General features: G+C 53.7%; 14 protein-coding genes. 5 read left to right on the top strand and 9 right to left on the bottom strand.

Translation table 11 applies throughout. From position 1 onward, the window contains the following. Positions 1–98 precede the first annotated feature (98 nt). The 3 genes from hldE to L4D19_RS20450 form a co-directional block, all read right to left on the bottom strand. Entirely contained in the window at positions 99–1,529 is a 1,431-nt protein-coding gene (gene hldE, locus L4D19_RS20460) for a bifunctional D-glycero-beta-D-manno-heptose-7-phosphate kinase/D-glycero-beta-D-manno-heptose 1-phosphate adenylyltransferase HldE (RefSeq protein WP_075763565.1), read from the bottom strand. An 85-nt stretch (positions 1,530–1,614) separates the two neighbouring features. Then, the gene (glnE, locus tag L4D19_RS20455; protein WP_428454032.1) at positions 1,615–4,464 is read right to left on the bottom strand and encodes a bifunctional [glutamate--ammonia ligase]-adenylyl-L-tyrosine phosphorylase/[glutamate--ammonia-ligase] adenylyltransferase; all 2,850 of its coding nucleotides are present in this window, start codon (positions 4,462–4,464) and stop codon (positions 1,615–1,617) included. A gap of 141 nt (positions 4,465–4,605) precedes the next feature. Further along, on the bottom strand, positions 4,606–6,207 hold the full coding sequence (locus L4D19_RS20450; RefSeq protein WP_160651971.1) for a methyl-accepting chemotaxis protein: 1,602 nt from the start codon (positions 6,205–6,207) through the stop codon (positions 4,606–4,608). 203 nt (positions 6,208–6,410) lie between these two features. Here L4D19_RS20450 and L4D19_RS20445 point away from each other — a divergent pair, with 203 nt between their 5' ends. Continuing rightward, the gene (locus tag L4D19_RS20445; protein WP_428454072.1) at positions 6,411–7,202 is read left to right on the top strand and encodes a potassium channel family protein; all 792 of its coding nucleotides are present in this window, start codon (positions 6,411–6,413) and stop codon (positions 7,200–7,202) included. Positions 7,203–7,261: 59 nt separating this feature from the next. On the opposite strand, the gene L4D19_RS20440 is transcribed toward L4D19_RS20445, so the two are convergent. Beyond that, a complete protein-coding gene (locus L4D19_RS20440; RefSeq protein WP_428454031.1) occupies positions 7,262–8,776 on the bottom strand; it encodes a CYTH and CHAD domain-containing protein in 1,515 nt (504 codons plus the stop codon). Between the two features lie 184 nt (positions 8,777–8,960). On the opposite strand from L4D19_RS20440, the gene L4D19_RS20435 reads away from it, so the two are divergent. The 3 genes from L4D19_RS20435 to L4D19_RS20425 all read left to right on the top strand — a co-directional run bounded on the left by L4D19_RS20435 (position 8,961) and on the right by L4D19_RS20425 (position 11,674). After that, on the top strand, positions 8,961–9,641 hold the full coding sequence (locus L4D19_RS20435; RefSeq protein ID WP_075763561.1) for a TIGR00153 family protein: 681 nt from the start codon (positions 8,961–8,963) through the stop codon (positions 9,639–9,641). Positions 9,642–9,673: 32 nt separating this feature from the next. Next, positions 9,674–10,942: an inorganic phosphate transporter gene (locus tag L4D19_RS20430; RefSeq protein ID WP_428454030.1), complete on the top strand. Its 1,269-nt coding sequence runs from the start codon at positions 9,674–9,676 to the stop codon at positions 10,940–10,942. Between the two features lie 114 nt (positions 10,943–11,056). Further along, a complete protein-coding gene (locus tag L4D19_RS20425) occupies positions 11,057–11,674 on the top strand; it encodes a TIGR04211 family SH3 domain-containing protein (RefSeq protein ID WP_428454029.1) in 618 nt (205 codons plus the stop codon). A 65-nt stretch (positions 11,675–11,739) separates the two neighbouring features. On the opposite strand, the gene L4D19_RS20420 is transcribed toward L4D19_RS20425, so the two are convergent. Both L4D19_RS20420 and L4D19_RS20415 read right to left on the bottom strand, forming a co-directional pair. Next, on the bottom strand, positions 11,740–12,660 hold the full coding sequence (locus L4D19_RS20420; protein WP_428454028.1) for a general secretion pathway protein GspB: 921 nt from the start codon (positions 12,658–12,660) through the stop codon (positions 11,740–11,742). Next, positions 12,660–14,336, bottom strand: coding sequence for an ExeA family protein (locus L4D19_RS20415; RefSeq protein ID WP_428454027.1), 1,677 nt, complete (start codon positions 14,334–14,336; stop codon positions 12,660–12,662). The genes L4D19_RS20420 and L4D19_RS20415 overlap by 1 nt, the downstream gene beginning before the upstream one ends. Before the next feature lie 164 nt (positions 14,337–14,500). Between L4D19_RS20415 and L4D19_RS20410 the strand changes: the two genes are divergently transcribed. After that, the gene (locus tag L4D19_RS20410; protein WP_428454026.1) at positions 14,501–15,727 is read left to right on the top strand and encodes a multifunctional CCA addition/repair protein; all 1,227 of its coding nucleotides are present in this window, start codon (positions 14,501–14,503) and stop codon (positions 15,725–15,727) included. A gap of 112 nt (positions 15,728–15,839) precedes the next feature. Here L4D19_RS20410 and L4D19_RS20405 read toward each other — a convergent pair whose 3' ends face one another. Genes L4D19_RS20405 through folB form a run of 3 tightly spaced genes read right to left on the bottom strand, consistent with a single transcriptional unit; the run spans position 15,840 to position 17,489 of the window. Next, the gene (locus tag L4D19_RS20405) at positions 15,840–16,643 is read right to left on the bottom strand and encodes an undecaprenyl-diphosphate phosphatase (protein ID WP_160651952.1); all 804 of its coding nucleotides are present in this window, start codon (positions 16,641–16,643) and stop codon (positions 15,840–15,842) included. 10 nt (positions 16,644–16,653) lie between these two features. Then, entirely contained in the window at positions 16,654–17,139 is a 486-nt protein-coding gene (gene folK, locus L4D19_RS20400; RefSeq protein ID WP_428454025.1) for a 2-amino-4-hydroxy-6-hydroxymethyldihydropteridine diphosphokinase, read from the bottom strand. Continuing rightward, on the bottom strand, positions 17,136–17,489 hold the full coding sequence (gene folB, locus L4D19_RS20395; RefSeq protein WP_160651947.1) for a dihydroneopterin aldolase: 354 nt from the start codon (positions 17,487–17,489) through the stop codon (positions 17,136–17,138). The genes folK and folB overlap by 4 nt, the downstream gene beginning before the upstream one ends. Positions 17,490–17,693: the final 204 nt, after the last annotated feature.

Genomic DNA, 17,693 nt, shown 5'->3' with positions numbered 1-17,693 from the left:
AACCCCATTAAAAAAGCGCCATCCTCGGATGGCGCTTTTTGTTATCTAAAAGATGCTGTACTTTGCTAAGTTCGAGCAATGTAACGGCGACAGTTCTATTACCCGCGACCACCACGGATAGCTTCGATGATTTCTGTCGTTGAACAGCCATCTTCAAAATTCAGTACCCTTACCTCGCCACCAGCGGCAACCACTTCCTTACCACCAGCAATCTCTTCCGGCTTGTAGTCACCACCTTTAACCAAAAGGCTTGGCAGGATTTCACTGATCAGACGCTGCGGCGTTTCTTCGCTAAACGGTACCACCCAGTCAACAGCACCAAGCCCGGCCAATACAGCCATACGGCGGTCTTCAGGATTAACCGGTCGTCCCGGCCCTTTCAGAGTCTGTACCGAGCTATCCGAGTTAACCGCAACAATCAGGCGATCGCCCAGTTTTGCTGCTTCATTCAGATAGGCAACATGGCCGGCATGCAGAATATCAAAACAACCATTGGTCATGACGACCTTCTCGCCACGTGCTCTTGCCGCTTTAACAGCCTGCTTAAGCTGGGCTTCAGCAATCACACCAAAACCACTGTCCTGGCTACCATGAATAGCCTCGGTCAGTTCAATGGTCGACAGCGTCGAGGTACCTAGCTTGGCAACCACAACACCAGCTGCAGCATTGGCCAGCTTACAGGCATCCGACAGTGATTTGCCCGCTGCCAGCGATGCGGCCAATACCGAGATCACCGTATCACCGGCACCGGTAACGTCATAGACTTCCTGCGCCAACGTCGGCATATGCAGCGGTTCCTGACCTTTTTGCAGCAACGTCATACCGTGCTCGCTGCGCGTGACCAGCAACGCCTCAAGCTCAAATCGCTCAATCAGGCCAAAGCCTCTTTCAACCAGCTCATCGTCAGTATTGACCTTGCCTACGACAGCTTCAAATTCTGAAAGATTCGGTGTCAGCAAGGTAGCACCACGGTAGCGCTCAAAATCAGTCCCTTTCGGATCGACCATCACAGGCACACCAGCCTTGCGGGCCATTTGAACCATTGCCTGGACATGCTCCAGTGCGCCTTTGGCATAGTCAGACAGGATCATCGCTTTGACATTCGGCAGCGACTGCTCCAGGCGCGGCAGGATCATATCAGCCGCAACATCATGGAACCCTTCTTCAAAGTCGAGGCGGATCAGCTGCTGACCACGGCTCATTACCCGGAGCTTGGTAATAGTCGGGTAATCCGGCAGTGAGACAAAATCACAGCGAACATCCAACGACGACAGTTTTTCGTTCAGCGCTTTCGCCGGCTCATCTATCCCCGTCAGGCCAACCAGGCGAGCATGACCTCCCAGCGCTGCAATATTCATTGCCACGTTAGCCGCGCCGCCCGGGCGCTCTTCGATCTGATCGACCTTAACAACAGGCACAGGCGCTTCAGGCGAGATACGCCCGGTTGGTCCATACCAATAACGGTCTAGCATGACATCACCAACAACCAAAACACCTGCTTGATCATAATCAGGAAGAGTCAGTTTCATTATTATCTCCGGGGTAGAAAAACTGAGAAGAAAAAACCGAGAAATACTATCACAAAGCCTCGGGGCTGTTTACCTTTCATCGTCTTTACTGTTGAAGGCACTGTTGCCAAACCTGCTGTACCACCTCTCGCTCGGCAACAAATTGATCTTCAGGCACATACGCCGACAGGCCCAACAAATTGAGACGGTGAATTTCATCACGCATATGGCAATAGGCCAGCTTAAGCGCCTGTACATCCTGAATACTGAGGATCTCGCACTCGGCCATCGTGTCGAAAATACGAACGTTATCAGACCAGCGGGTCAGGGCCCGCTCGCCGCTGGCATGCTGTAAGACCAGATACTGGGCAATAAATTCAATATCCGTGATCCCGCCTTCATCTTGCTTGAGGCCAAACATCCCGGCTTTCTTGCTGCCAAGATGCTCACGCATTTTATGGCGCATCTCCACCACTTGCTGCTGTAAGGCCGCCGTTTCGCGAGGTTGCATCAAAATAGCCTGCCGTACCTTGGCAAAAGCCTGCTGCAGCGGGCTGTCACCATACACCATACGCGCCCTCACCAGTGCCTGATGCTCCCAGGTCCAGGCTTCCTGCTGCTGATATTCGGCAAAAGCCTCCATGGTGCTGACCAGCAGCCCGGATGCACCGGACGGGCGCAGACGTACATCGACCTCGTACAGCACACCGGACGAGGTTCGGGTTGAGAACAGGTGGACGATCCGCTGTGCCAGCCTGAGGTAGAACTGGCGGCCGTCAATTTCCTTCTTGCCGGTGGTATAGACATTGGCCGGACAGTCATGGAGAAACACCAGATCCAGATCAGAGCCATATCCCAGCTCCCAGCCGCCGACCTTGCCGTATCCCAACACGCCAAAGCCCTTGCCGTCACGCTCCTGCAGGTGGGAAGGCTCACCATACTTCTCGACCATCTGAAGCCAGGCCTGGTTGACCACCGCCCCGATAATCGCCTCGGCCAGGTAAGTGAGGTGATCGCTGACTTTCATCAGCGGCAGTGCGCCGGCTATATCGGCGGCGGCAATCCGCAACAACTGCGCCTGCTTAAACTGGCGAATAGCCTCCATCTGCTGTTCCATATCCTCTTCCGGGATCCGGGCCAGGTACTCGTATAGCTCATACTGATACTGATCCAGCGGTGTCGGATTATAGAGGTGCTGGGGATCCAGCAGCTCGTCGAGCAAAATAGGATATTGCGTCAGCTGCTCGGCGACCATAGGGCTGGCCGCACACAGGCGGACCAGCTGATCCAGTGCGGCCGGGTGCTCGCTCAATAACTCAAGATACGTCGTCCGGGTTGCCACCCGGACAATCAGTTTGGTCACCCGGGACAGAACCTGCGCAGCATCCGGGCGAGGCACAATGCGCGCCAAGACCTCCGGCATCAGTTTTGCCAGTACCTCCCGGCCGCGAGGGCCCAGGGTACGCTTGGACAATTCAGCTTTCATTCCCAATAGCGTACTGGCCTGACTGGCGCCGTCAGAGGCCGCCAGCTCGTCAAGAATGCTGAGCACGACCTCCTCATTTTTCACCATGGCCCACATTTCATGGTATTGGGCATCGGCAGCAGAGTGGACCTCTTCTTCCTCGGACCCGATAATGTTCTCGAAGACCTGGTGAATCGCGCCCATATGACTGTCGACTGCCGCCTGCAGCGCGTCCCAGTCATCATACCCCATCGCAAAGGCCAGACGGTGCCGGTCCAGCACTTTGTCCGGCAAGGTCTGAGTTTGCTTGTCGTCGATCGCCTGCAGCAAGTTTTCCAGCCGGCGCAAGAAGCAGTATCCCTGTTCAAGGTCGGCAACCTGCTCTTGCGGCAACAAGGCCAGCTGCTTCATTGCCGCAAGAGTTTCAAGCAGCCCGCGATGGCGCAGGCTGGGCTCGCGTCCGCCGCGGATCAACTGAAACGACTGGGCAATAAACTCAACTTCACGGATCCCGCCCGCCCCCAGCTTAATATTGTTGCTCAGGCCACGGCGGCGGACCTCGCTGCTGATCATCGATTTCATACGCCGTAATGATTGGATAGCACTGAAGTCGATATAGCGACGGAACACGAAAGGCCGTAACATCTGGCGCAGTTCCTGATACTGGCTGAAGCTTTCTCGTCCCATCACCCGCGCTTTGATCATCGCATAACGCTCCCAGTCCCGCCCTTGCTCCTGGTAATAATCTTCGAGGGCCGCATAGCTCATCACTAGCGGGCCACTGTCACCAAACGGACGCAACCGCATATCGACCCGGTAGCAAAAACCGTCAAATGTCTGCTGATCCAGCGCCTTGATCAATCGCTGTCCCAAACGGGTAAAAAACTGGGCATTGGCCAGGCTACGTCGCCCGCCTTCGGTTTCGCCGTTTTCCGGATAGGTAAAGATCAGATCAATATCCGAGGAAAAATTCAGCTCGCCACCACCGAGCTTGCCCATGCCGAGGATCAGCATTGGCTGCGCCTCTCCCTGAGCATTCATCGGGGTGCCCCACTCCTTGCAGCATTGAGCATACAACCAGTTATAGGCTTCCATAATCAGGGCTTCAGCCAGCTGCGACAGATGATCAAGGCTTTGGGTCAGAGATGCCTTGCCGGTAAAATCTCGCCAGGCAATCCATACCATCTCCTGGCGGCGAAAGGCACGCAGCAAACGCATCAGGCTGTTCTCATCGGTCGCTGAAGCCAGCTTGTCAGCCAGAAGCTGGCGATACTGGCTGGCATGCTCTGTATCATCAACATGATCTGCCAGCCAGGGCAGCAACTGGCCATCCCGTACGAGCGATGCGGTAATAAAGTCACTGCAACCAAGCACCTGCCGCAGCTCTGGCAAGCGCTCCACGGGCCACAGGGCCAGCGACTCAGAATGAGCACTCTGAATTTTTTCGATGGCTTTGTCGGCGGCGGTGATTAACGGAGCAGGCTGGTTCATCTCGATTCCTTAATTCAATTCCCTGGCAAAGCGGATTAAATGCTTATTAGCAATAACATAACACAACGCCCGCTAGTTAGCGGGCGTTGTCAGTTACCTGGCTCACGTTCCGGAAACGTGGCAGCCGTTTACAAGTGGTCGTCAGACATGAAAGGCCTGGATTTTGCCTTCCAGCTCTGTCGCATGGTTCTGCATCGTCTCCGATGTTTCCGTCAGCTCGGTGACTACCACCACAGAGGCTTCCACCAGCTCGCGAACATTGGTCAGGTTCTGGCTCATTTCATCGGCAACCGCACTCTGCTGCTCGGCAGCGGATGCGATCTGGAAGTTCATATCATTGATACGCTGGACCTGGTCAACGATCTTGTCCAGCTCGCCCCCGGCGTTGGTTACAAGATCCACCCCTTCTGCGGCTTCCACCACACTCTGCTCCATCAGGCCAACAGCCTGTTGGGCACTATTTTGCAGCAGCGAGATCATTTCCTGGATCTCGACCGTTGCCTGCTGGGTACGCTGGGCCAGATTACGCACTTCGTCGGCAACAACGGCAAAACCACGGCCGGCATCACCGGCACGCGCCGCCTCGATAGCTGCATTCAGTGCCAGCAAGTTAGTCTGCTCTGAGATACTCTGGATAGTGACAATCACGCTGCCAATTTGCTCGACACGCTCCTCAACCTGGTTCACCGCATTCGCCGACTGACTGATATCCTGCGATAGCTGGTTGATAGTGCCGATAGTCTGCGAAACGAACTGCTGTCCCTGAGTCGCCTGCTCTGAGGTTCCTTCGGTGGCATTCGACGCTTCGCGGGCATGATCGGCCACGGTCTGGACCGTCGAGGTCATCTCGCTCATCGCCGAGGCCAGCTGGTCAACTTCGCTGAACTCTTCCTGCGCCGACTCCTTGGTCTCCATCATGCTGATCGACATCACTTCGGCAAGACCCGACAGCTCGGCAGCCGCGTCACGCTGGTTGTGGATCACATCCTTTAGCTGTATCCGGGTCTTTTCCAGCTCGCGGGCCAAGTCGCCGTACTCATCGCGGCAATCCATCTCAATCGGCTGAGAGAGATTACGCGCAGCGAGCAGCTGAATGTTATCCGCAAGGTAGCGAGTCTGGCGCAGCATAGTGCTTGAGCCACCGAGCAGAATCACCACAAAGGACACAATCATCAGTGCAGTCTGCCAGGCAACCTGTACCAGATAATCGTTGTAATACGCTTCGGCCTCGGACGCCGACTGTGATGCGACAACCAGCCAGTTCCACTCTGGCAGCTCGACGGCATACTCAAAGCGCTCCTGGTTACTCAGTACCAGGCTACCCGCCCCTGAAAACTGACTCAAAAAGCCAGACAGGCTATTGCCGTTTTCCATTGAGGCCGTCAGCCCGTTGATTGTTTTAGCCTCGGGATGCCCGAGAAGCTTGCCGTTGTCGCGCTCGACAAGGTAGAGGTACGCTCCGTGGTCCCAGCTACTCGACTGAGCGGCTATCGCCTGCTCTGCCAGGGCTTTTCCTGCCTCGCCCTGAGCCAAAAACGTTGTCAGCATAGCCGCATTCGCTTCCGCCAGCTCCTGAGATCGGTCCTGCTGAATGCTGACTACCGACTGATAAAAAGTGTTTGCATCCCATAACTGCTTTCCGATCAGCAAAACGGTACTGAATACCATTAACAGCACCAGCTTCGGCACGAGCCGAATATTGGTCAGTCCCTTTTCCCAGGGTTTAAAAACCATCTTTGCCATTTGGAATCTCCATTTAATTTTTATGCTAGCCCCGGAAATAATGACGACTTTCCGTGAGGAGGCTATTGCTCCAATGCCTGCCATCACTTCGAGCAATAAGTCCCGGCCAAACTGCCCACCCCGCAGCTGGCTATGATTTATTTTTATGCTCAAAACAATAACTGATATTCTATAGGTCGGCAGGCAATTGCGGAAATTAAATGATGAAAAAGATCGACGCGGTCAAACATGAACTCAATCCGATGAGCCTGATGGCACTGGTCCTCTCATTCATATCGCTTGCCATTGTGACCAGCTTAATATTTATTCCGCAAACCGACAGGGTTTACACACTATTTGTGGGCGTTGACTCGTTCATCTGCCTATTGTTCTGGTGTCAGTTATTGACGGATCTCGTGCGCAGCAATCACAAAGTGCACTACCTCAAACACCACTGGCCCGACTTTATTGCCAGCATCCCGGTTATCGAGGCACTCCGCTTTGCCCGTATCGTCCAGATCTTCCGTGTCATCCGGCTGCTAAGATCCAGCCATCATATTTTCAACCATATTCGCAGTAATCGTCGCGAGGCCACGGTTGCCACCATTTTCCTGCTCCTGACCATCCTGGTCACGGTCGGCTCGGCAATGATACTAATGCTGGAAGGCAATGATCCCGAATCCAACATCCATTCTGCCGGCGATGCACTCTGGTGGGTATTTGTTACTATCTCGACAGTAGGCTACGGCGATCATTTCCCGGTAACCACACTCGGGAAAATTCTGGCAGCCGTTATCATTCTCTGCGGAGTTGGCTTGTTCGGTATGGTGGCAGGGTTAGTCAGCTCGCTGATTTCCGATCCTGAAAAACAACAGCAAAAAGATGCCGCCCGGCATGAAGAGGAATGGCAGCAAATGCTGGCCAGCCAGCAACTGCTGCTAAAGCGTATCGATGATCTGGAACAGCGGCTCAGCGCCAAAAGCAATCAGCACGAGAGCCATGCCATCGACAGTTAATATAAATATAACAACGCCCCGCAATTGCGAGGCGTTTGAACGTCTGCAGCCAATCAGTTTTACGGCCAGTATGGTGCCAGCTCGATCCCTATCTGACGGGTCTGATCCATGGCATGAAGCAGTGACTCTTCCTTACGGGAAAGCCATTTTTCGATTTGACTGCGATCGTCGTCATCCTGCTGATCCAGCAACAATCTGATTGGCTCCAGCTGCTGCAGATCTTCCATACCACGCAACAAGTCCAGCCACGGCATTCTGAAACCGGCACGCTTCTCTTCGTCGTACAACTCGGCGAAACACAAGCCGCTCAACAGATTACGGTTCAGGCGCGGCTGTTGATCAAGATAGTCAATACGGTTCAGCTGGCGCTCAGCCGGAAACACATCAGCCAGCTCTTCCCACGAGCGGTTCAGCACATTATCGGCAAACGGCTTGATATCACCGGCCAGGCGCTCACGAGACTTGTCATCAAGAAACGGCTGCCAACCACGGCTCAAAATCCAGCGACTGAGATCAAGCAGCAGACCACAGTAACGGGATGACTCCAGCAACTGCATCATTTCGTCAACTTCAGGCAACGCCTGCTGTCGCAGCTGGAGCTGTTTCATCAGCGCCTTGCGCGCATTAAGCTTCCTCAGGACATTGCCTTTGTCGGCCAGCAATTGGTCAATACTGGCAAACTCGCCCAACCAATCCAGCTCACCTTCCAGCCACTGTAATTCCTGACGGACCAGAGCACTGGCGCGGCGCGGAATCATGCCACCGAAGATCACCAGTGCCTGACGGATCAGGGTCAATGCCTGATGGATCTGATACAGAGCAGGCAATTCCTGGCGTTCAGCAAAAATTTGTTCGTGGTAGTGCCAGTGTCCGAGCGCATGCTCCAGAATGTTAACAAAGACAGACTCAACACTTTGGCCGGGCTTAACAGGCGCAAACGGTAACGATTTGACTTGGTCACCCTGATAATCTGCCGCCAGGCGATAGCCACGGGCCGCCTTGCTCAGGTTCCCCAGACGCATTCCACCTTCGGCACACAATTCACGGGCCAGGATAAACAGCGCATCCGTCTGGCCTGATTTCAGCTCCAGTTCCACTTCGCAAATCGGACTGGTCTGTCCTTTGGCACTGACTTCACCCTGATCAAAGGCCAGTTCGACCTGGCTGCCGTCAGGCATGGCAACCAGCCATTGCTGGCGCTCGAAATCAGTCGAGAATAACGGGGCAAGCTGCTGCTGGACGTCAGCAACATTGACACTCTCCGGCCAGGCATCGGTAGGATGCAGGGAGAGGTCAGGATCGGTTCCATTGATTTCAGCATTGTACTCCGGACGCTGGTGCAATCCTGCGACCACCCGTCCTGCTGTTTTCAAGGTTTGAACAAACACGTCATCAAAACGACGGACCCGCAGGCCAATATCGTGCTGGCGAAGAATTTGGTCTGGGGTGTCGAAGTAGACATTGCCTAACATCCGACTACTTTGCTGCAAAATTTTCGCTTCAGAGATTTTGCGTAATAACTGACTCGAAAATTCTGGTGAGACGAAAAACTTCAGTTCTATCTCGGTTTCCATAGTTATACCTATAAACAGTGGCAAACCAAGGATATTTGCAATTGCCTTCCGGGGCAAGCATGAAATATCGACAAAACCTTGATCAAAAGTGGTTCCCCTATACTAACTTATAAGTTAACATGCGCGCCTCTGTGACCATCGCTCAAGAATTAGCCTCTTTAGGCGCTCTTTAGGTTGATCGGCTATGCCAGTAAATACAATTATGGGGCTCTTTGCTAAATCCCCAATCAAACCGCTGCAACGTCATGTTACTCGTGTAAATGAGTGTTGCGAATTGCTTGTTCCTTTTTTCGAGGCATGTCATGCCGGAGATTGGGAAAAAGCATCGAACTTACGTGAACAGATCTCGCAGCTTGAGAAAGATGCGGATGTGTTGAAGCGTGAGATCCGCCTGAAACTTCCTCGTGGTCTTTTCATGCCTGTCGATCGTACCGACATGCTAGGCCTCCTTACCCAACAGGATAAGCTTGCTAACCTGTCCAAAGATATCGCTGGTCGAGTCTTGGGGCGTCAGCTGCAAATTCCTGCCGAAATGTACCCGGATTTCGTTGCCTATGTTCAACGTTGCCTCGATGCAGCAAATCAAGCCAACCGTGTTATTAACGAGCTGGATGAATTGCTGGAAACAGGCTTCAAGGGCAGAGAGGTAACGCTGGTTGCTGAAATGATTAATCAGCTTGATGTCATCGAAGATGATACCGACACCTTGCAGATCCAATTACGTCAACAACTAATGTCCATCGAAGACCAACACAGTCCGGTGGATGTGATGTTCCTGTACAAAATTCTCGAGTGGGTTGGCGGTATCGCTGACCAGGCACAACGTGTCGGCTCGCGACTAGAAATCATGCTATCGCGTTCATAAGCGAGAGAATGTAACAAAAACAAGGTTTTACAATGGAAATCCTGGCTAACTACGGCACCATGATTATCATGGTGGCGGCTGTCTTTGGTCTTTTGATGGCGATTGGTATTGGTGCAAATGATGTTGCCAATGCTATGGGTACTTCAGTAGGGTCAAAAGCGCTAACGGTAAAACAAGCAATTATCATCGCGATGATTTTTGAGTTTGCCGGTGCATACCTTGCAGGTGGTGAAGTAACAGACACCATCCGTAAAGGTGTTGTCGATATGTCATTTTTTGCCGATCAACCAGAAATACTGGTTTACGGCATGATGTCTGCACTTCTTGCTGCAGGTACATGGCTTCTGCTCGCGTCTTATATGGGCTGGCCTGTATCTACAACACACTCAATTATCGGTGCTATTATCGGTTTTGCCTGTGTGTCTGCAGGGACTGAGTCTGTATCCTGGTCTTCGGTGCAAGGTATCGTCGGTAGCTGGCTTATCACCCCTCTGATCTCTGGCTTCTTTGCCTATGTGATCTTTATCAGTGCCCAACGTTTAATCTTTGATACTGATAACCCGCTGGTGAATGCCAAGCGTTTCGTACCTGTTTATATGTTTATCACAGCGATGGTCATTGCGTTGGTAACAATCAAGAAAGGTCTGAAACACGTCGGCTTGCACCTTACGGGTGGTGAAGCATGGATGGCCGCAGTAGCTGTTTCTACTGTTGTTATGATTTTCGGCTATATCTACATCAGCAAGAAATACACTGATGATGGTAGCTCTGTTGATAGCAATGGCTATGCCGGTGTTGAACGCGTATTTAGCCTGCTAATGGTGGTTACCGCCTGTGCAATGGCATTTGCCCACGGCTCTAATGACGTTGCCAATGCAATTGGCCCACTATCTGCTGTTGTTTCTACGGTTGAGCATATGGGTGAACTTACTGCGAAAAGTACGATCGCATGGTGGATCCTACCGCTGGGTGGTGTCGGTATCGTCATTGGTCTGGCAACGATGGGCCACAAAGTAATGGCGACAGTCGGTACCGGTATTACGGAACTGACACCTAGCCGTGGCTTTGCCGCTCAGCTGGCAACCGCATCAACGGTTGTATTGGCATCGGGTACAGGCCTGCCTATCTCAACAACTCAAACCTTGGTTGGTGGTGTGATCGGCGTTGCCTTTGCACGTGGTATTGCCGCCCTAAACCTAGGTGTGGTTCGTAACATTGTGGCTTCATGGGTTGTAACCCTTCCTGCCGGGGCATTGCTTGCTGTCATCTTCTTCTACGCGATGCAAGCATTCTTTGGCTAAAAGTGGTACAGGTTCAAAAGAGGGAGGCTTTGCCTCCCTCTTTTCTTGCACCCGAAGGACAAAGTTTTTAGTATTTGTGCTCTTAAAGAATACAGGCTCCTCAAGGATCATATTGTGAAGCATCTAATCAGCATCTTATTACTCGCTTGCGCCGCGGCAACCCTGCCGGCGAAAGCTGAACAGATTCGTTACATTTCTGACGACCTGTTTACCTATATGCATCGCGGCCCTAGTACGCAATTCCGTATTATGGGCAGTGTCAATGCAGGCACCAAGGTCACCTTGTTGGAAGTCAACAAGGAAAATGGCTTCAGCAAAATCACTGACATCCGCGGGCGTACCGGTTGGGTTAATTCCGACTTTATCTCTCGTCAGGTTGGCCTGAAAGAGCGTGTACCTGCGCTTGAAAAAGAGCTGACAGAAGTAAAAGCGGCGTTGGCGGATGCTCAGATGTCCGGTGATGAAAAGACCAAGAGCCTGCAAAACTCGCTGCAAATGCGCACCGAGCAAATTACCGAGCTGGAATCGCAAAACAGCCAGCTAAACGAGCAGCTGATGACCTCACAGACTGAAATTCGTGAGCTGCGCGCCAAGATTGATACCCAGAAAGATGACCTGCTGATGAAGTGGTTCACCTACGGCGGTATGGTTGCCGGAGCTGGCCTGCTATTTGGCCTGATCCTGCCACACCTGATCCCGCGCCGTCGCAAACGTAACAACGGCTGGGCATAAGGTCTGAAAAAACACATAAAAAAATGGCAGCCAGTGGCTGCCATTTTTGTCTCCGGTATTCCCTTTTACCACTCCGACAGAGCAGGCATTTCGATCAGGTAAGATTCGAAGTCAAACACGACCTGTCTCGGCTCTATCCGACGCAGCACCACCCCAGGTGCAATCTCGTCCCCCTCGAAGGCCTCACGACCATTCACCTTGACCCAGCGGCTGTTGGCAACCGACGAGTAGATATGGGTTTCAAAATTCAGCGGCGGAATGCGGTTTTGTACCGAAGCCGGCAACTCGCCAAGTGCCACGGCCTCTATAACGGGCGCAGCGATTTCCTCCGGCTCGGGCGGTATATCAACCGGCAAGTTATCCGTCGCGGCAATCGCGGACTTCAACTGCTGTGCAAGCTGCGGTGATAGCTCCGAATAATCGAGCCCGTCCAGCCCCCACTCCGTTTCTCTCGGCTCGGAGGAGATAATCTTGGGCTCCTCGACGTTGTCACCTGCATGTCCTGAACTCGGCGGTACAGCAAGCGCCTGGCTGGCCAGCTGGCGATTTAGCGACGGTAACGGCTCGGTTCGCAGCTCAGGGTATGGCAAGAAACGGATTTGCGATTCTCCCTCACCCAGTATCTGTGGCAGACGGCTAGGCTCAGTTGCCGCCGGCACGGTTGTTGTCATCCTAGTTGCTGTCAGCAAGACAGCTTCCGCTCTTGCAACCTGCGGCTCGGTCACGACAACCGGTCTGGACGCTGTAGCCACAGTCTCCGCGCCCTTGGTTTCCCAAAGAGGCATAACAGCGGCCGAAGAGGAAGAGTGGGTATAGTGCATGTATGCCAGCGTTGCCACAACGGGTGTTAGCACCAGTACGGCAGGCAACAGCCATGACGGTACACGGCGGGCCCCCGCCGCCTGGCGCACAGGCCTGCTCGCCAACGAAGGCTGCAGCTGATTTTGCTGATCAGACTGGGCAATAGCATTGAGCAAATTGGACATTAACTTCTCTCCGGTTGCAGCGTCGGTCCCGGCAAGTTCAACGCCGAATCAATGACCATAAGGGTTCGGGGCCCGGCAATGCCGTCCGCGCTCAGATCCTGAGCTCGCTGAAAACGGCGAAGCTTATCCAGCAGCACCTGATCAAAACGATCGTCCCGGGTGATTTTCTCGCCCAGCAGCAAACTCAGCTGCTGATTCAGCCACACAACCCGCGGCCCCTGCTGGCCATAGCGAATCGTGGTCTTATCCCCGAGAGGAGGCCGCCACAACAAAGTGTATTCTTGCTGCCAACGCTGCTCTAGCCAGTCATAACTGACCGCAATGCGCTCTTCTCCCAATAGCAACTCGACACTGTCCTGATCCAGGGCATACACAACGGCATGGAAAATCGGTTTTCCGGCTTCCTGCAGCGGGATGATAACAGGCCGATTGATAATACTGAGTTGCTCCAGGCTGATCTTACCCTGATGACAGCTCAGCTCGACTCGCTGGCTGGTTTCGCAGTTCGCCTGGTTAAGATGCGTTTCGTAGCCCCACAGACGATATAAAGTTTGCATCGCCTTGCGCTCTGAGCGGCTCTGCTCCATCAACTGCTGCCATTTGGTGGCCAGGTCGACCACCACCGGCTCCGGCTTAGCCACTTGAACTTGAGGGGCAACAGCCACTGCCGCAGGCTCTGGCTGAGCAACTGATGGTTGGGTTTCTGATACTGCAGGGGCAACAGCCACTGGTGATACCTGAGATTGCCCTTGCCAATACCACAGACCGGCAGAGAGCACCCCGCCAAGTATCAGGGCACCTCCCCAGGTAGCGGCACGGCTGCCATTGCCGCCGCCGGTATTCACTCTCATCCTGTCAGCCGTTGGCAGCTGCCAGCTCAGCACATCCTCACAGGCCTGGCTGACTATCGCCTTGTTAACCTGATGCGTTGCCTGCTGGCAGGCAAGTAGCATGGCTTTGTCGCACACCAGGTTGATCAGGCGCGGAATACCGTTTGTCGCCTTGGCAATCTGGCGCGTCATTGCCGGATCAAACACGGCATACAGGCAATCAACGGCTCTCAGGCGATAATTAATGTATTCATCCACTTCTTCCGCCGTCAGCGGCAACAGGTGGTAACGAGAGGTGATCCGCTGCGCCAGCTGGCGCAGTCGCTCCTGTTGCAGCAACTGTTGTAGCTCTGGCTGGCCGACCAGCACCACTTTCAACAGTTTGCGGCTATCTGTTTCCAGGTTGGTCAACAAGCGGAGCTGCTCGAGGACATCCGGCATCAGGTGCTGCGCCTCATCGACCAGCAGCAGGGTTTGCTTGCCCTCGCTATGGTTGGCCAGCAGATGCTGGTATATCCGATCCGTCAGAACCTTATAACTGGCATCATCCGGATAGCCGACACCCAGCTCATCACAAATAGTTGCCAGCAAATCATGGGCTGATAATGCCGGGTTCAGGATTATCGCAACCTGGGTCTCCTGGGGCAGGCGAGCCACCAGTGCCCGCAATACGGTGGTTTTTCCGGTTCCCACTTCCCCCGTCAGCAGCCCAAATCCCCCGCCTCCGGATAAGCTGGCCAACATATGGGTTAACGCTTCCCTGTGGCGCTCGCTGAGATAAAGGAAGCGAGCGCTGGGTACAATTGAAAAGGGGGACTCACCGATCCCGAAGAAATCCTTGTACATGCCTGATACTCTTGTTCCAGATTAGAATAATACTAGTTCTGATGATTAAATTACCTTTGCTACTCAAGATTGTATACCCTGATACCGTGATGAAGCGATCTATGATGCAAAGGATATCAGTGCGATATCCCAAATTTGCTGTTGTTATACAAAAGGAGTGAAACTTGCAGACCTACCTTGTGGGTGGCGCCGTTCGTGATGCGCTGCTGGGATTGCCAGTAAAAGACAAAGATTGGGTCGTGGTTGGGGCGACGCCTCAGCAGATGCTCGATCAGGGCTATAACCAGGTCGGCAGTGACTTTCCGGTCTTCCTCCACCCGAAGACCAAACAAGAATTTGCCCTCGCCCGCACTGAACGAAAATCGGGCAAGGGGTATACCGGCTTCATTTGCCACTCCGCACCGGATGTTACGCTTGAACAGGATTTGATGCGACGGGATCTCACCATCAATGCTATCGCCCAGGCTGATGACGGCACGCTTGTCGACCCTTATAGCGGCCAGCAGGATCTGCTCGACAAGCAGCTGCGCCATGTCTCACCCGCATTTGTCGAAGATCCGCTGCGGGTACTTCGGGTCGCCCGCTTTGCCGCCCGCTTTGCCCACCTGGGCTTTACGGTTGCCCCGGAGACACTAGCCTTGATGCAGGATATGGTCGTGGCCGGCGAGCTTTCCGCCCTGACTCCCGAGCGGGTCTGGAAAGAGTGGGAAAAGTCCCTGTCGTCTGAAAACCCGGAGGTATTTCTCAAGGTGCTGCGCCAGTGCGGAGCGCTTGGTGTCATCATGCCTGAGCTCGACGCCCTGTTTGGCATACCGCAGCCCGAGCAATGGCACCCGGAAATCGACACCGGCCTGCATACCCTATTAGTTGCCGAGCAAGCCGCCAAACTCAGTACGGATACCGCGGTTCGCTTTGCCGCCCAGGTACATGATCTCGGTAAGGCCCTGACCCCTGCCGAAGAATGGCCAAGTCACAAAATGCACTGTCAGACTGGTCTGGGGGCTATCAAAACGCTCTGCCAGCGGCTCCGGATCCCTAATGAGTACCGTGACACGGCACTGATGGTCTGCGCCCAGCACACTAAGGTGCACCATGCCAATGAACTGCGACCTGGCACTTTTATCAAGATCTTCGACCAGATCGACGCCTGGCGTAAGCCAGAACGGATCAAGCAACTGGCCCTGTGCTGCCGCGCCGATGTTCGCGGACGAACAGGCCATGAAGATGATCCCTACCTTCAGGCCGACATGCTGCAGGCTGTTTTTGCCGCCGCCCAAAACGTTGCCGTCAAACCTATCGTCGAGGCGGGCTTTACCGGCAAGGCCATCAAGGATCAGCTGGCGCTGCACCGCGCCGATGCGGTGAAGGCCTGTCTTGCCACCTTCGGCTAAGAAACTACGCAGGCACCACAACAGGCCAGGCTAATACGATCAAAAAGCCCGACATCACGTCAGGCTTTCTCATTGGTATCAAGTGCTGCGGCTGCTAATTCAAGGCTTACGCTTACTGGCTCAGCAGAAAGGCAATCAGTCCTGCGCCCAGCAGCAGACGGTAGATCACAAACGGCAGCATTCCGAGGCGAGTAACCAGCTTAAGGAATACGTGGATACACGCATAGGCACTGACAAACGAGACTGCCAGGCCAATGCCCAGCGCACCAAATTCAATCGCCTGGCCACTGGTCACCAGCTTGGTACCAAGATAGCCGCCCGCCAGCAAAATAATCGGAATCGACATCAGGAACGAAAAGCGCGCGGCGGCCTCGCGGGTAAACCCGAGGTGAAGTGCCGCCGTCATGGTAGCTCCCGAGCGAGAGGTACCCGGGATCATCGCTGCCGCCTGTGCCAGACCGATAAACAGCGAGCGCTTCCAGTCAGCCTGATATTCATTGTCCTGCTGGGTTGCCCGGACATCGACCCACCATAACAGCAGACCAAAAAAGATAGTCGTCGCCGCAATGACCCAGGCCGAGCGCAAATAAAGCTCGATAATGTCTTTCATGAACAGGCCGAAAAGACAGGCAGGGATCGTCGCCAGTACGATCATCCAGGCCAACTTGGCTTCGGCGCAGCGCCTGCCCTGAAAAATAGAGCCGATCCAGGCCCCGAGCAATGCAACAACTTCCTTGCGAAAATACAGAATGACAGCCGCCAGCGTGCCGACATGTACCGCGACATCAAAAGCCAGGCCTTGATCGTCCCAACCAAAGACCTCGGAAGGCAAAATAAGGTGGGCCGAGCTTGAAATCGGCAAAAACTCGGTCAGCCCCTGGATAAGTGCCAACACAAAGGCTTCAAAATGACTCATCATTTATCCTTCAACATGCAATCCGCTCTACAGGCCAGAGGGCCTGAGAGGGTTCAAAAGAGTGCCATAGCTGGGCAATGGTCCGACCGTCACCGGGAATAACCAGATCCGGACACAGCTCCATCATAGGCCGTAAAACAAAGGCAAACTTATACAAGTCAGACCGAGGCAACATCGGGGCCTCGGCCTGTACCACGTCACCAAACAGCAAGATATCCAGATCCAGGGTCCGGCTCTGGTTTTTCCGGGCATCGGGTGCCCGTCCGTACTGCAGCTCTAGCTGCTTCAGGATCTGCTGCAACCTATCAAGCGGCAATGACGTATTGATAGCAGCAACGCAGTTGTAAAAGTTCGGCCCGCAGAAACCGACAGGCTCGGCTTCAAAAATTTGTGAGACCCTAAAGCCGGTGCCCAATTTTTTCAGTTCGGTAATAGCGACACGAATATGGTATTCGCGGTCGATGTTAGACCCAAGACTGATATAAGCGGTGATCACTTGCTGCCTCGTTCAATCAGCACCCCGACTCCACTGGCGTTGGCCACTGCCCCCGGCTTGGTGACCCTAACCCGGATCCAAGGCACGGAAAATTTCGTCATGATCAGGCCGGCAACTTCCTCGGCCACACGCTCGACCAGCAAAAAGCGGCCGCCCTGAATATGTTCGGTCACCGCCTCGCTAACCGCGGCGTAGTCCAGGGCATAGACTACATCATCACTCTCGGCCGCAGGACGGTTGTCGTGCGCCATTTCCAGGTCAAGCACAAGCTTCTGCTTAATAGTCTGTTCCCAGTCATACACCCCAATAGTGGCGATAACCTCAAGATGTTCGATAAATACTGAATCCATGTTCAATCGCTAATTTTGTTAGAGGTCGGATACCTAATTTGAGCAAAAACGCGTATTATCAGGTCGTAATCGTCAACAATGATGACATTCATCCCTTGCTCGGCATAACGCCGTAAGCAGGTCGCAAGCACTATACCACAGTCATTGTGCCAAAGCGGAATGAAAGTCAGGGTCAGATCTGGCGTAAAGACGATACTTATTTAC

It is taken from the genome of Photobacterium kasasachensis (assembly GCF_050336885.1).
GTDB lineage: Bacteria > Pseudomonadota > Gammaproteobacteria > Enterobacterales > Vibrionaceae > Photobacterium > Photobacterium kasasachensis.
The sequence above is the reverse complement of the archived record's forward strand: the minus strand, read 5'-3'. Positions and strand labels throughout refer to the sequence as shown.